This is a genomic window from Shewanella sp. GJ50-10 (assembly GCF_055808815.1).
In genome coordinates, this window is record NZ_JBVVSS010000001.1 from 1,048,198 (window position 1) to 1,064,646 (window position 16,449).

General features: G+C 40.2%; 11 protein-coding genes. 4 read left to right on the top strand and 7 right to left on the bottom strand.

Annotated features, from left to right (window positions below):
• Positions 1-103: 103 nt before the first annotated feature.
• The 4 genes from AC0L4E_RS04360 to AC0L4E_RS04375 all read left to right on the top strand — a co-directional run bounded on the left by AC0L4E_RS04360 (position 104) and on the right by AC0L4E_RS04375 (position 5,864).
• Positions 104-799 (top strand): 16S rRNA pseudouridine(516) synthase, encoded by a 696-nt coding sequence (locus tag AC0L4E_RS04360; protein ID WP_473678165.1) that lies wholly within the window; start codon positions 104-106, stop codon positions 797-799.
• A 117-nt stretch (positions 800-916) separates the two neighbouring features.
• The gene (locus AC0L4E_RS04365) at positions 917-1,876 is read left to right on the top strand and encodes a LysR substrate-binding domain-containing protein (RefSeq protein ID WP_473678166.1); all 960 of its coding nucleotides are present in this window, start codon (positions 917-919) and stop codon (positions 1,874-1,876) included.
• 363 nt (positions 1,877-2,239) lie between these two features.
• On the top strand, positions 2,240-4,609 hold the full coding sequence (locus AC0L4E_RS04370) for an OmcA/MtrC family decaheme c-type cytochrome (RefSeq protein WP_473678167.1): 2,370 nt from the start codon (positions 2,240-2,242) through the stop codon (positions 4,607-4,609).
• Between the two features lie 634 nt (positions 4,610-5,243).
• Positions 5,244-5,864 carry an acetate uptake transporter gene (locus AC0L4E_RS04375; RefSeq protein ID WP_473681516.1) on the top strand — a complete coding sequence of 207 codons (621 nt, stop codon included), beginning with the start codon at positions 5,244-5,246 and terminating at the stop codon, positions 5,862-5,864.
• Positions 5,865-5,966: 102 nt separating this feature from the next.
• On the opposite strand, the gene AC0L4E_RS04380 is transcribed toward AC0L4E_RS04375, so the two are convergent.
• From AC0L4E_RS04380 to AC0L4E_RS04410, 7 genes are all read right to left on the bottom strand, one after another.
• Positions 5,967-7,493 (bottom strand): MFS transporter, encoded by a 1,527-nt coding sequence (locus AC0L4E_RS04380; RefSeq protein ID WP_473678168.1) that lies wholly within the window; start codon positions 7,491-7,493, stop codon positions 5,967-5,969.
• Positions 7,494-7,830: 337 nt separating this feature from the next.
• Positions 7,831-9,075, bottom strand: a complete 1,245-nt coding sequence (locus AC0L4E_RS04385) for a hypothetical protein (protein ID WP_473678169.1) — start codon at positions 9,073-9,075, stop codon at positions 7,831-7,833.
• A 40-nt stretch (positions 9,076-9,115) separates the two neighbouring features.
• Positions 9,116-11,419, bottom strand: a complete 2,304-nt coding sequence (locus AC0L4E_RS04390) for a putative bifunctional diguanylate cyclase/phosphodiesterase (protein WP_473678170.1) — start codon at positions 11,417-11,419, stop codon at positions 9,116-9,118.
• Positions 11,420-11,465: 46 nt separating this feature from the next.
• Positions 11,466-12,164 carry a cupredoxin domain-containing protein gene (locus tag AC0L4E_RS04395; protein WP_473678171.1) on the bottom strand — a complete coding sequence of 233 codons (699 nt, stop codon included), beginning with the start codon at positions 12,162-12,164 and terminating at the stop codon, positions 11,466-11,468.
• A gap of 268 nt (positions 12,165-12,432) precedes the next feature.
• Positions 12,433-12,768, bottom strand: coding sequence for a PBPRA1643 family SWIM/SEC-C metal-binding motif protein (locus AC0L4E_RS04400; RefSeq protein ID WP_473678172.1), 336 nt, complete (start codon positions 12,766-12,768; stop codon positions 12,433-12,435).
• 225 nt (positions 12,769-12,993) lie between these two features.
• Positions 12,994-13,410, bottom strand: coding sequence for a hypothetical protein (locus AC0L4E_RS04405; protein WP_473678173.1), 417 nt, complete (start codon positions 13,408-13,410; stop codon positions 12,994-12,996).
• Between the two features lie 68 nt (positions 13,411-13,478).
• Positions 13,479-16,436, bottom strand: a complete 2,958-nt coding sequence (locus AC0L4E_RS04410; RefSeq protein ID WP_473678174.1) for a carboxypeptidase regulatory-like domain-containing protein — start codon at positions 16,434-16,436, stop codon at positions 13,479-13,481.
• Positions 16,437-16,449 lie beyond the last annotated feature (13 nt).

The window sequence follows — 16,449 nt, forward strand, 5'->3', positions numbered from 1 at the left end:
CCACAAACAGAGTATTCGATCTAGTTTGGTAACTCAAACGATGCCTTAAAATGAATATGAATAAGTTAATTCTTTTAACTAGTTAAATGAGAATAAATTATTAATGCGCAGTAAAAGAAGTCGATTAGACCAGTTCATTGCCCAGAAACTGCAGATCTCTAAAAAAGCGGTTCGGCAACTATTGCTTGAAAATAGAGTTGAGCTTGATGGGCAAATTTGTAAGTCAGTGGATCAACAGATTAATGAGTTCAGCCAAATTTGCTTAGATGGCGATTGGTTGCAACGTCATACACGTCAGTATTATATGTTAAATAAACCCATAGGCGTGGTTAGTGCTACCAAAGATGATATTCACCCTACGGCGTTATCTTTACTTTCTGATATTGAACTTGATTTGATGCATATTGCAGGGCGATTGGATTTAAATTCAACTGGCTTGTTATTAATTACCAATGACAGTCAATGGTCGCAAGCTTTAATGGCCCCAGAGACCAAAGTGGACAAACAATACTTAGTGACGTTAGCCAATCCTATTGATGAGAGTTATGTCAGTGCTTTTGCTGAAGGTATGTATTTTGGTTATGAAGATATAATGACTAAGTCTGCAAGGTTAGAGCTGGTTAATCATTTTCAGGCAAGAGTGACTTTACAGGAAGGAAAATATCATCAAATAAAACGCATGTTTGGTCGCTTTCGTAACCCTGTTGTAGCGCTTCATCGAGAGTCTATTGGTGATATTAATTTAGACTCTTTATTAAAACCTGGTGAATACCGTCATTTAAATGAGAAAGAGATTTAAATGAAATAAAACTGTTAACTTAAGCTTAATTGAAACTGAAGAATGGGGAGTTGGATCAACTTACTGTGTAAATTTTCATGCTAACTTCTATTGAGTTAATCAATTTTAGGTATTGGCATGGATATAAAAGCCTTAAAAAAGATCAGTGAATTGGATGTATTCAGTTTGTTAGTATTTAAAATTATCTATGAAACTGGCTTTGCTAATCTTGCCGCCAAAGAATTAAGTGTGTCGGCGCCCAAAATAAGTCGCTGCTTAACGTCTTTGAGACTGACCTTTGACGATGAATTGTTTTATCGTCGCCAACAAGGTTTAAAGCCGACCGCACTCGCTGAGCACTTATACCTTCCTATTTGTGATTTTTGTGAATCTGCCTCAAATATAGAAAGAATAGCTTGTGCAGGTAATAAAACTAATTCATCTAATGTGCTTAATATTGCAGTAACGCCAATTATCATGACGTCGCTTGCCATGTCATTAGGTCGTGAGGAGGTTATGGATGTATTAGGTAAGGTTAGGGTGCATCTGTGGAATGAAAACTCAGAAGAAAAAATTCACCAAGGCGATATTGATCTTGGTATTAATTTCGGTGCAGCTTGTGCCGCAGAGTTAGAATCAGAAGTCATTGGTGTATCAGAGTCAACTTCGATAGCAGCCCGTCACAACCACCCAATTTGGGAAAGTGGGCATATATGCTTGGAAGATATAGCCAATCATCCTTTCTTGATACTTGAAGGCAAAGGTTTTAATGATAAATTAGATCCTTTTCAGATCTATTGTCGTCAATCAGGAGTTGAACCCCCAAGTATAACTCGAGTGGCCTCTATTTCAGAGTGGTTTTGTCACTTACTTACGATGAGAAGCTTCAGTTTTATGGCTACAGCAGAATCTCAATTGTTGGCAAATATTGAAGAAATTAGAGTGGAAAAGCTTCCAGCTTATGAAAGACAAAAGCTGGTAGGAAACTGTCTAGTGCCTGAATATAACCTTATAGAACGTTCAACGCCATATCGTCGATATTGTGAGAAAAGCAGAGCGATTATTGTGGACTCAATAAAGCAGATAATTAGTTTATAATTTTCTATCACGTTTATTGATATCAAGGCTTTTTAAATTTCTCTAAAAAAGCACATTTCTCATAGATAAACACTAGTCGTATTTACGAGTTAAAAATTAGAGCGAAGGCATATTGCCTTCGTTTTTTTATTTCTATTTTTGATTTGAAGAAGATTAATTGATCTCAATCAATTAAATAAAAACAGATACTTATGCGAATTTCACATTTGAGAATTCCCAACCTCGAATTGTAAAATTTCGCATCAGGAATCTTTAAATTTCAATCACAAATAACGCACAAGTTTAATACATCTAAAGAGGTATCTTCTATATTCGAATTACTGCTAATGCAGAATCAAATACCTAAAATAAAGGGATACGATAATGAGAACATATAAAAAGTCGATACTCGCGGTAGCCTTAATGGCTGCTATTGGGTTAACGGGGTGTAGTGATGGTGATGATGGCAAAGATGGCGCACCGGGCGAACCTGGTGCTCCGGGAGAACCTGGTACTCCAGCTGGTAGTGTAGTCGAAACAGTTAATTCAGCTGCTGACTTTACATTGACGCTGGTTCCTGAAGATATCGTCGTGGTTGGTACAGAAGATTTCTCGGTTAAATTTACTGTGACGGGGAAAACTTCTGCAGGTAAAGATGTACCGTTTACTGGCCTTGAAAAAATTGCGCTTTACGTGATGAATGAAGCGGAAAACACTACAGATACAGGCGGTCCTTATTATTGGCAAAGCCATGGTCTTGAAAATGATTTTAGTTACAGTATGTATTGTAGCTTAACGGGTAAAACCGTTTCTTGGGGCAATGAAGTGGATGCCTGTACTTTAGTTGAGGACGTAGATAGCCCTGGAACATATACCGGTACTTGGGAGCACGATGGTAATGCGCCAATCGTACTGGCCGATGGTGATGCAAACCGTTTACATAGAGTGATGGTGCGTACTTACGATATTACCGATGATGCTGGTGAAGCTATTTCAGATAAATTGCTTACTATGCCATTAGATTATATTCCTGCTACTGGCGAGCTTGCGGTTTCGAATAAAGATTCAGTATCAAATGCGGCGTGTATTCAATGTCATAGTTCATTAGATGGCTTTGCTGAAAACGATATGCGTATCGGCAATATTGACGCTCACCATAATTACCAGAAAGTTGAAAACTGTGTTGCTTGTCATAACCCCGCTTATGCTGCAGACCAAAACGATCCAGAAAAAGGTTATAACCCTAACTGGAACGCAATGATCCATACAATTCATGCCGGCCATCACTTAGATTTAGTCGGTGAAGCAAAAGAAATGTTCAGTGGTGTTGGTTTCCCTGCTGAATTAAATGAATGTACTGTTTGTCATGATAATGGCACACAGTGGAATGACAATGTTTATGCAGAAGCTTGTGTGTCTTGTCATACCGATGTTGATTTCGAAACTGGGGATAATCACCGCGGTATCGTGCCTGAAAGTGATGCATCATGTTCTGGCTGTCATGGCGCGGGAAGCTTAAGCCCAATGGAAGCTCACGCAGTGGGTGCCCGTGGAACCTTAAAAGATGGCGTGGTGTTTGATGTGATGTCTGCAGAAGTCGCAGCGGATCAATTAACTGTTGTTGTCGATGTAACCATCAATGGAGAAACACCTGCAGATGGTACCGTTTTAGCTGACTTTTTAGCTGTTGATGGCTATGCTCATGCAATTATGATGGGGACATTGGATGAAAATGGTGATTATGTTCGTGGCTTAAGCCTTGATACTAGTTCTGGCATGTTTGTTACAGCAGACGGCAAAGTAACGTTGACCCAAGCTATTGATGCTAATTCACTAGATGGAAAAACGTTATCAGTAAGTTCTGAGTTCAACATGTGTGGTGATATTGACTCTGGCATGGTGATTGATAGAACGACTTTAGGTGCCGATGAAGAGTGTGATATTGCAATTCCAGCTAATATCGTCACTAAGTTCTTTATGTTTGATGATGTTGCTGCCGTAGGTGTTGAAACTGAAGATAACCTACGTTTTGTAGCCTCTTCACTTGAAAACTTTACAGCGCCAACACAAGCAATGAATGACCGCACCAGTGCGGATGAAGCTAAGTGTAATGCATGTCATGAGAACCTATCGCACATTAAAGCACCTCGTCATGGTGTGACTGACTTTACCCAGTGCGCAGATTGTCATAACAATAACTACCCAGGCTCTTACCATGCTGATGTTTATAAACAAGCAGGTACTGACGAAGACGGCGAACCAACATTTGAGCTTATTGAAGGGTTAGAGTACTACAACCGTGATTTAGCAACTGTTGCTCACCGTTTCCATAGTGGTATGTTTGCTGGTAGCACAGGCGGCGGGATCTACTTAGCTGAAGATGGTGAAACTTGGGTTAATTACCCAGCATCAAAAACAGACTGTCAGGCTTGTCATAAAGATGTTGATTCAAATGGCGATGATATGACCTTCTTTGCTGGTGACGGTGAACTAACATCTGGTCGCACAGCAATCTCTGAAAGTAATGATTACGGAGCAACTGTTAATTACATTTCTCCAGTAACAGAAGCTTGTCGTACTTGTCATGCTCACTCAGGTGAAGCAGCATTAGCTCACTTTAAGAGTAATGGCGCGACTGTGTATGAAGATGGCGTTAAATCTGCAGCTGAAGTACCAGTAGAATCTTGTTCAACTTGTCACGCTGAAGGTAAAACTTATGGTGTTGATACTATGCATAGTGGTACAAGTCACTAGTTTTAATTGCTGTATTAAACTGAACATTTTTCTGTAAAACCTGCAAGTTGCAGATAAATGTAAAAGGAGCCTTAGGGCTCCTTTTTTATGGTTAATTGGGAGCTAAAACTAATTAATTTCGCAATTGCTTATCTAATGTTTGAGATTGTGAGCTTGAGCAATTATTCATCGTTTAAAGTCGCGTTTTATACTTTGCTGGTTTCTTGAAAACTCAATAAATTGTGACGTGATGTGGATAGGTTTAAAAAGTGTGAAGTGAAGTGGTTAATCGCAATAACGGCAATTTACCTAGCGACTGTCATGCTGCAATAGAAGCATGTGATGATATTGTTTTTGCTTTTAAACTAATGAGACCTCGTAAAGCTAATTTTAATCCATTGTATATAAACAACTTAATAAACAAAGAAAACAAAGCGGTTAATGTTTCCGTCATCAATTGTGCCGTTTATATTGTTAATCATCACAGCCTCTAGCAAATTTGTCAGTGAGCAACTCCTTCCTTAAAATGCGCCGCAGTTAAATTAACTTATCTTAATGTTTGACCCAATATGGATTTATAACCCTTACAGGTCAGTCATTTAAATATACTTATAGCAGTATTTTTTAGGAGCAAGCCATGTCGACGCCAGCAGCAATCCCTGCAACATTAGCGAACCCAGCACCATTAGGTTTAATGGGATTTGGTATGACAACGATTTTACTTAATATTCATAATGCAGGTTTTTTCCCTATCGATGCGATGATCCTTGCCATGGGTATTTTTTATGGCGGCATCGGCCAAGTGATTGTTGGCATGATGTGTTTCAAGCGTGGTGACACCTTTGGTACCACTGCATTTACGTCATATGGTTTATTTTGGTTAACCTTAGTGGGATTGTTAGTTATGCCTGAAATGGGCATTTCACAAGCAAGTCCTGCAAGCTTTATGGGCTGGTACTTAGGTTTATGGGGCGTATTCACTGCGTTTATGTTCGTCGGTTCATTACGCTACCCTCGTGCTAAACAAGTCGTATTTGGCTCGCTAACAGTATTGTTCTTCTTATTGGCTGCGCGTGATTTCACTGGTTCTGAACTGATAGGAACTATTGCGGGCTTTGAAGGCATTTTCTGTGGTGCCAGTGCAGTTTACTTCGCTATGGCGCAGGTACTGAACGCTGAATATGGCCGAGTGATCTTACCAATTGGTGAGCTAAAGCAAGTTAATACTGAAGTTGATGCAGACGTTGACTCAAGTGCAGTCTTAAAAGTGGCGTAGCAGTTCAAATAAACATCTTTGGTTCTTATCATGCTATTTAAGGCATAAAAAAGCTGACATCACTGTCAGCTTTTTTATTAACTAGTATTAAATTGGCTTGTATTAACTCTGCTGTAATCGATACAGCCATTTTCCATAAAGGAAAATACCAACCGCAGAAATCGTACCAATAGCTGCAATGATATACCACGCCATACCGATGTTATGGCTGTTATAAAGTAAGGTCGTTAGCTCTTGTGCTGGCTCTCCAGTAAAGCTGACTAGAGTAGTAAATGCTTCACCTTGTGGGATTGCATCAATCTTAGCTGCATCCATGCCACGTTCAGCAAGTAATTGTAGCGAGAACACTTCTTTCGACGCGTACATTTCATATAGCTTAGGGCCAAAGTAACCCTCTAGTGTCCAGCCTATCCCTTGAGGTAACATCACAAAACCTAGATACATGGCTTTTTTACCTTCAGGGGCGATATTACCCATAAACTCGTTTTTCTTAGGGCTAATCATCATTTCGCCGAACGAGAACATTGCAATCGCCAGCACTATCATCCATGCAGCATTGGTAGCACCAATGAACACGAAAGCAAGGATACTCAATAGGCAGCCACCGAGCATTGCAGTAGTAATACGGTATTTAGCAGTAAGTGCAGCAACCAAGAAACAGGTCGTCATGATCATACCGGCATTAAGGTTAAGCATGCCTTCAGGCATCACCTTAGTCCCCGTATTATCAAGCCCTAACCAGAACTGGAAAAAGCCATTAGATGTGCCTTCAGGGCCAAATAGCGAGGTCACAATCACGCTGGTATCAACCCATTCTGCAATGTGAATCGGCAAGACATCGAAAAGGGCATTAAATAAGAACCAGAAGCCTGCAAATACCAACATGTAGTAAATAACCACAGGCTTTTTAAGCTCGTTTAATGCATCACGCCACAAAGCTTCTTGCTTGATTTCGCCAGATTTAATTTTACGATTACGTTCTAAGCGTTCCTCTTTACCTGGCTCTTTATAGGCCAGTAAAAATAGGAAGTTAAATGAAATGATTGCCGCACAAGCGTAAAAAACGTTGTCCCACGAAAGCTGACGCATATGAACAGCGACTAATGGACCAAGGAAACCACCAATATTAACCACTTGGTAGAATATCCCCCAAGCCATTGAAGTATTTTGTCTTCCGGTTGAGAGGACTAATGTACCTTGTATGCCGGGTTTAAAAATCCCCGTACCCGCAGCTAGCAAGATGGCACCGAATAAGAAGCCATAAAAGCTTGGGAATAGGGCCATTACTAAATAACCCGCGATTTTGATAATCGTCGAGGCAAAAATCGTTTCTTTGTAGCCTACACGATCTGAAATACCGCCAGTAAATACGGGAATAAAAGTTTGCATAAATGCCCAAATAGCGATGATGACACCATAATCGCTAAGGCTAATACCTAGACCACCTTCAGAAGTTGGCGCTTTTGCGTAAAGGCCTGCACTGGCTTTTACGCCGTAATAAGCAATACGTTCAACCAGCTCCATGCCGCCGACGATCCAAAATATATAACTGAGACTGGCAATTGATGCCCACATCCCCAGCTGTTTTACTTCACTTAGGTCGTTGCCTGAGTGTGAATTATCACTCATATTTCACCCTTTATTATAATTATTATTAACAATAAGCTGGCAGACACTTTACCTAATTTGAAACAAAATACAAAAGAACTGTGATAAAAATTGCACTTTATGGTGAATGTTAAATAAATGGATGGGTATTCGCTGCGATGAAGTACTTAGATACTGAAATGTAGATGGATTATCAGCCAGTTTGCTGCTTTTTTGATTTTGGATATCCGTTCTTCAGATTTTTATTTAACCAGTTAAACCTCTGCAGTAGATGAATTTAACATTAAGCGCAGTGCCAAAGTATCAGTCATGACTTGAGTAAAATAGGTCGACTCTTATTAGGCAAACAAGCGCCTAATCAAAAATACCACCGAGTAGCTAGTTGCCACTGTTGCTCAAGTAAGTCTTGTGGTAAGCCTTGTTCAGCTCTTGCATCACGAGTAGAGTCAATGCGATTGTATTCAGCTTGGATAAACCAGCTTTTTTGCAAGCGATATTGATAAGACAAAGTAAGGGCATTGCCTTGCTCATTGTTGTTATCATCGAGGGTGGTGTCATTGTCTGATACTTCAAAATCTTCAGCTCGAACACTTAGACGGTGTTTATCCCAGCGTTTGCTTAATAGAATAAATGCGGCTTGATAATCATTGTTGACGACATCAAGTCCGTCAGGCGACTGCATTAGTGTACTGCCGAGCATTAATTGACTGATTAACTCAATGTTATAAGGTAAGCGCCATTTAAGACCCGCATGTGAGAACTGAGTTAACCAAGCGTATTGACCCTCTATTACAACACGTGTATTGGCATTATTATCATAGTAACCTAGTGATACCTCACCATTTCCTTTAATTTTCCATTGGCCGTGTATGTGATAGCCAAAGCGGTTATCTAGCTCAATAAAGGGATCTGACTCTTTGGCTTGTTCATCTAAGCTGCCCCCTTCAAGACTTGGCATATTGCTTAATGGCAATGATTCATGCAGTAAGCTTTGACGGGAACTGACAGTCCAGCCATGCCAAGCAAGCATTGCTCCGGCAGTATCATTGTTTTTAAACACTGATGCAGATAAGGCTAAATCATGTTTAGATGAATGGAATTTACCTAAACGCTCAAGGGTGACTTCGGCGCCAAGGTGACGAAACTCCTCTCCTAACCAGCTGTTGATGGCTGAATAACTTAAGGTATAAGGCGATGACCAAGCTGTAGCGACATTCTCTAATGAAATATCAGGGTACATTAGCCCCAGTCTACCTTTTAGTCTGAGGCCATTTTGCCAAGGTAAGCCGCGGTAATTGACAAAGGCTTCAGTGATGCCAAGGCCATTACGTGTGTTATCAAGGTAGCCGTTAGCGGTGACATGGGCTGACAATGCATTTTCCCAATCCACTTTATAGGTAAGGCCAACCTGCGAAAGCGACAATTTGCTACCGTCATCAAAGCGAAACTTTCCTAAGCCACCGTCGACATAAGATTGAGTGCCATCAGTGTAGCTGGCTCTTACATCAATGATGCCAGAAAAATGATGCTCTGCAGCAAATGCAGAGTGACTTGCTAACCATAAAATCCAAATCCATTTTCTTTGCCTATTCCAGTGCTTCATCCGTGTACCTTTTTGATTTTATTAACGGATTAGTGATGTTTTAACGGTAATTTGACTGCGATAACCATTGGGTTAACTTCTCAGCATCAACGGGTTTTGACAAGTAAAAGCCTTGGCCCATTTCACAGCCTCGTTGTGTTAGCCACTTGAGGGAACCTTCATCTTCAATGCCTTCAGCCACCACTTTTAACCCTAGGTTATGAGCAAGCTGCAGCGTTGAGCTGACAATAATTTTATCGTCTTCGCTGGTCATTAGGTTTTGCACAAATGACTTGTCAATTTTTAGCTCATCTACAGGGAGTTGTTTTAGCTGGGCTAAAGAGGAGTAGCCTGTACCGTAATCGTCAATTGATAACTTAAGACCGTGTAGCTTCAATTCGGTTAATTGTTTTATGGCCTGCTCAGGGTCGGCCACTACTGCATCTTCGGTTATTTCTAAAGTGAGCGCTTCAATAGGCACTTGCTTGGCTTTAATCATCTCCAATACCAGTGGGCAGAATTGATTGTCTTTTAAATTCTCTGCCGAGATATTAATCGCAATAGCCAGTTTAATTCCTTGCTGCTGCCACTTTAGGTATTGTTCTAAAGCTTGGTTGATGACCCAATGAGTCAGTGCATTCATCTGTCCCATTTTTTCAGCAATAGGAATAAAGCTATCAGGTGGGATCATCCCTCTAATTGGATGTTGCCAACGAACTAGCGCCTCAACATGGGTAACTTTATTAAGTTTGAGGTTAAGTTTGGGTTGGTAAAACAGGACTAATTCATCATGTTCAATGGCTGGTTTTAAATCGTTAACTAGCTGCAACCTATCTAAGGTGTTTACATCAATTTGCTGATGATAAATCTGAATATGTTGACGATTTTTCTTAGCATGCTGCAGCGCCGTATCAGCTTGGCGAAGTAGGGTTTCGATATCGCTTGGGTAATAAACGAAACTAATGCCGATAGTGGTTTGTAGATGCAGAGAGATATCTTGGTAGCAATAATCCTCTTCTACGGTTCGTTGCACTTTATTGATTAAATCTGTCAGTGATTTTTGCTCAGAGTGCTCTATGGCGAGTACAAACTCGTCGCCGTTAATACGACAGACTAAATCGATTTCATCAAAGCTTGCTAATCGACGTCCAACTTCAGTGATCACCATATCGCCGACGATATGCCCTAAAGTGCCGTTAATTTCTGTCATGCGGCGAATATTGAGCAAACAGATTGCGAGTGATGACTTATTGTCGAACCAAGTTTTAGTAACGCGCACCAACTCATTTTTGTTGCCAAGATTGGTAAGCGGATCATGATATGCCTGAAACGCAATTTTGTTTTCACGGCTTAAAATAGCCTGTTGCATCGCGGTAATTTCTTCAGCGAGCTCTTGCATCTCGGCGCTATTACCGACCTCTACTTTAGAGTTGTAATTCCCTTTAGCGATAAACCGAGCTTGTTTAATCAATATGGTAAGCGGTTTGGTGACTCCTCGGGCAATAATATAAGCCACAAACAATGATAAAGGCAGCATTAATAGAATTAGCAGTAATTGCTGAAACCAATGGGCTTGTGCTGATTCAAGCGCAGCATTGCGGCTCAAATACATAAAGGCATGTAACTCTGCATTAGTATTAGAGTCTTGCTGAACCTCACCTAAACCCGATTGCCACAATATGTATTCATCATTAGCACGTTTGTGTTCTATAAAATCACTGATCACTTGGTGGTCGGTATGAGTGAAACGGGTATTAGAAAGGCTGATTAATTGATTTTTACCTTCCGTTGTTAATAAAAAACCTGTGTTTAAGCCTGTTTGATTGGACAATGATTGGGTCAACTCATCGCCAATAATAAAACCAAAACCCACCCAACCAATAATGTTTGAAGCGCCACTGGTCAATGGGGAAAACCGTAACTGGTAAACGTGTTCGTTAAGCGGATACAAAGGGCTGGTTGCTTCAAACTCAGTTGCGAGTGGTAACTGAAATGCTTGTCCTTGTTCTGGGCCTACATTTACTTTGCCTTTATTGGGGCCTTCAACAGTAGTGACTAATTGCCCAATTACTTTTCCTTGCTTATCCACTGCGATGGCTAAGTCGGCATTAATTCGCTTTCGGTGATTATTTAATGCAACTAAAAAGCTACGGCTATCGCCATCAATAAAGATATCTTTAAGGCCAAAATCCTTAGCTGCAGTTTCGGCAAAGGCTGACAAATAATAGTTTCGATTGTCGTATTCAGATTTAAATACTAACTCAGCCACGGAGAGTTGATTTTCTAGTTGCTGTTTTTCCAGACGTTTGTTCGAATAATAATTAATCGCAAAAGAAATAGCTTGCACAGCTATCAGCAGCACCATAAAAAAGTGAATATCCGCGTTTGAATGCTATTGAAGGTTTTAAGCATTAATATCCGTCCAGAAAATCAAAATCATCCAAGCTCTGCTGGTTTGGAATGTCATCCATTGACGCCATTATTTGAATTGTTAAAGGTTGATTTAGGGGCGTGGTAATGATTTGGCTATATTGATTATCTTCGGTTTGCATTTGCGGATGCCAGACCATCAATTGATATTGATTGTCAGGTAAAGCATTGAAGTGAATATTACCTTTCGCATCAGTCACACCATAAAATGGCGTATCGACAACTAAAACATGGCCACTCATCCAGTCATGAATATTACAGCCCATAGAAATGTGGCCTGCTTGATCAAATACCATATCTTGTTGAGTGCTGTCTTTGCGTAATTTGAATGAAAAACGTTTAGGGCCGGATGCAGAATAAATATGGTGGGTAATATCATCGTCATTAACAAATTTGAGCTGATAACCTTTTTGGATAACGGTGATATAAGGACTAAATTGCTTATTTTCTTGATGTACTTCCACAGGGGGCTTAGCAGGTAATTGAGCATCAGCGGGTATTGGTGTTATGGGGGTAAGATAGACCACCATATTTGCCATGGGTGCAGTATTGGCATCAACTACGGTAAGTTGTTGGCTCATAGCTGGTAAGCTGACTAGAGCGCAGATTGTTGCACTGATAAATGTGCTAAATTTTATGCCCATTGTTATGAGTGGCTTTACTGCTATGACTTTGTTCACTTTGACCCCTAGTATCACATTGGTTGTTTATCTAACCTGTTGATAAAAGTGTTGCCCTTTACTAAGCACACTATGACTTAGCAAAATAAGAACGGAGTTAAGCTTATAATATTTCACAAAATAAAGATATTTACATAACAAATATAAATCGAAGCCAAAATTACATTTAGCTCCGATGTTTAATTTCTGCTTCTATGGGGATGGTGCTTAGTGATACCGATACATAGGAGGGGGTTATTGAGCGAGGAAACGCTTCAGTGATGAAGAGTTAACCACAGCACTTTTTGTATTTTTTGCCACTGCCACATGTACATGGATCGTTGCGGTTAACTTTAGCTTCTGCTTTAACTGCTGTTGGCTTATTTAATATCCCTTCTAATTGGAGAATATCTTCAGCAATGTCAGGGTTAATAGTAATATCGGCTAATAATTTGTGTTGTTCAACAAGTAACATGACTTCTTGCTGACGTGCTTCATTTTGCACGGTCAATTTTAACGGGTTGGTTGCTGTGCCAATTTTAGCTTGGCGTTTGGTGTTGTAGCCACTTTCGCCGTAGGCAGGTTTTGGCGTTTGACGGCCTTTAAAGAAAAATTTGTCTGACATATTCGTGTTTGCCTATCGGTATAAAAGTAAAAGTTGGCTATCAATTAACGCAGAATTATACGGACTAAGTCGTTAGCCTAATTCCACAAAGATTGAAAAATATTCTAGAGGCGATGCTTATACAGCAAATCGGTGCAGTTGACTAATAAAACAGCCTAAAATTACCTTTTTATGTTGATATTGCTACATGAATGCAGAAATTCAACTTAGTGTAAGTAAAGCCGCTTATTGGTAATTAACTTCAATTGTGTAATTGACTTGTTGAAGTCCAGTCAGTTTGTCATCAATGACATCAACTTTGCCACCAACCTCAATAACGGTTGTGGAATCTGATAAAGAAAATGACTGTTGTTGGGTGCCATTGGGTAAAATTGGAGTGAAGGCGATATTGGCATTATCACTTGGGTAAACCACAACATTAATCATTGCTTGTTCGTTGCCATTAATAGCAAACTGGCCTAATTGATTGTCAGAGCTAATGCATCCAGAACCTTGACGGGAAAATTGATCAAGCTGGCAGTGAACGCTGATTTGATTGCTAATTATCCCTAGATTTATTGCTTGAGTCTGCTCAATTGCAATTGGGGAAACTAGGGTAAAGTGGGCTTGGGCTATAGCCGTTGTTAAGATAAATAAGGACACAAGCGATTCCCAATCGGTACGGTGGTTTAATTGTAGTCCTTGGTGGATTTACGCGCAGTATAATGTTGTTATTTATATTCTTGTTTAAGTGTTTGTGTGGGAAAGGTCACATATTCGCCAGGTGCTAGCGTAATGGATTGCGATTGTCGTTGTTTGTTTATCTCTATTTGATACTCACCCGGCACCAGTTGCTCAAAGATAAAGACTCCGTCATATTCAACTCGCGCATGATATTTAGCCTCTTGTTTGTCAATAAGGGTGATAGGTACCCCTTTAGCTGGTTCGCCATTATCATAAAACACTTCGCCATCTAACTCCGCCGTAAACAGAACAGGGAATAGCACCTCAGCAACATTGCCTGCATGGGCTTGAATTAACAAAGTGCTGTTAAGGGGCAATAAAAAAGGGTCGGGCAGTGAACGTTCATTTAGCACAAGTTTATGGGGTCTTGATGTTTGAATATGGGTTATGAGCAGTTGGCCGTTTTCATCAGTCTCACTGTCAGCATTGGTGTGACCGGAAAACTGCAGCCCACTCATGGCCAGTTCATTGTCATCAAATAAGCCATTGTTATTATCGTCTTGAAAGGCAATTATTTTAACACTTCCCGTATTTAAATGGCTGACGCGATCAAGCAGCCAAGTATTATCGGGTGCGATTAACAGTGCGGAGCTACTCCATTTAAACTGAGCAAACCAGTCACCTTCAGAGTCATTTTCAACGGAAAACCTGAGGGTACTTGTATCTAAAAAGTAAGATAAAGAATTCTTAACTGTGACTTCTGCACTAGCCATAGGTTGATAGCGCACTTCAAATTGATAGTTACTGTTGTCGGTAAATGAAGTACTGACATTGGATACTAGCTGAGTTAATTCTGTATCTGGTATGAGGGCGATATCTGCGTAACTTCTTAAATACCAATCATCAATTCGACCTGAAAGTGCAAGTCTATTTGCCCACACTTCATTGTTAGCGATATTTTGCCAACTTAATTCATTGCTTAATGATAAGTGCTGCAATTGGCCTGCAACCGTAGCTGCTACAAACAAACTATCGCTACCTAGGTTTTGGTCCTGCCAGCGGCCACTGAGCGCCCAACTCATGTTTGTGTGCTCTAAGTTACCACTTAGATTAATACTGGCGAGTTGTTTTAGTTGATTGTCTTGATTATCCCAAGATTCAAAATCATTATATTTTGCCCATTCCGTTTGCCAATCAATTAACTCGTTACTGCCTTGGGCTATGAGGTTGGCCGCTGTACCGGTTTCATTACCCGTGAGGTTAAGCTGCCATACACTATTATCTGTCAATAGGTTTAGGGTGACAGTCGGATTAAAAAGCCACTTATCCTTTGATATCTGTTGCTCAATGATGGCAACTCCAGCTGAAAAATTATCTGTAACCGCCCAATTTGCGCTAGCATAAACTTGCTTTAAATTATCTTGTTCACGTTGCATTGCCCCGAAATTCATTCCAAAGCTATTGGCTTTCATTTGCGAAGGGTCTAGTAACTTACTGAAAGACTCTGTGCGGGTTTCACCATTGGGGCCGAAAAAACGAAGTTGATATTGATTCAAGCCAATATAGTAGGGCACTTGTTCAAATCGGTATTGGCCGTTATCCGTGATTCGTTGGACGCCAATTAAACCACCATTTCGATAAAGCTCTACATCCCAACCAGGTTCTAACTCACCATCAACGACGAGATAGCGAATATCATCAGTAAAGGCATCGCCAGCATTAATAACGACACCTTCACCAGTACTGGAACTAGAAACAAGTGCTAAGTTATGGGAGTCGATACTGCCAAGTCGATAATAGTTAACCCAAGTATCAGACATTTCTTTTTCGATGTAGGCATTCAGGCTTTCCCCATAGTCTGACCATGAATACCCTGCGTAGGCGCTGTGACCTAAAAGGTGAGTACGAGCTTGGATGAAACCATCAAAGCTGGGATCTTGTGTGTCTGTTTGTTTACGTTGGGATACACCTAAATCAGCATGCAGCGCTAAATCACCCAAATTAGCGTACTGGGTTTTAATATGGCGTTGATTTGTTGGTGAGTTCGCTTTTTTCTGGTCGTTGAACTGTTGATAGCGTTTTTGTCGAGCGAGTAATTGGCTTAATGGGACTAGTGTGTTTTCACTTATTTCGAGCATTTGTCTTGCGTGATCAAATTTAATCTCTAATCCAGTTATCTGTTTGACCACAGAAACATCTAGATATAAATCCCAATCATCAAAATACACTTGAGTTGCGCTGTGTTCGCAATCGCTATTTTGGGCTGTAAAGCGCATGAGCCCTTGGTTAATTTCCACAGGGTTGTCTGTTGATAAATACCAACCTGTCAAACTGAGTGGGTACATTTCTGTTTGCAACGGCAGCATCAAGTTATCAGCTAGAAATTGCATGGGCAGATATACAACTCCATCGTTTTGATAAATGAACATTTCATCACTTAAACGCTCAGTGCCATAGTTAAATTGACTAACAAGAAATTGCTCTTCATTTGCAGCAGATGAAGCGTAGGTACGATTGATTAATGTAGAGCAAGTTAATTCATCTTCCTCAGAACTGCTTTCTTTAGGGATAGAAAACTTAGACATAGGTCGTTTAGCAATAACGTCTTGAGAAGTAGTGTGTTTATTAGTGCTTTTCTCTGGATTAATATGCAATGAACTAGGTTGTGGCATCGGAAGATGAATAGGGGCAGTTACTTTATTACCGGCCATATTTTGTTGAGTAAAACTGGATGCTTGAGGTGCCTCGCCGCTTTTGGTTTGAACATTGTTATGTTCAGTTTCAATCAATTTTCTATTGTCTAATTTGTTGGTTGTTTTTTGCGACATTCCAGTAAGAAAAGGAGACTTAATGTCCACTTGTTCAGAGGTTATTTGCTCAACATTATCTGTATTGTTAGCACTATTTCTAACTGCACTATTATTAATGGCAATATCATTCATTGCACCATCACTTATTGCGTGTTCACTTCCTGCTATAGACGGGGCTGGAATGACTTTCCTCATAGTTTCAGGCTGA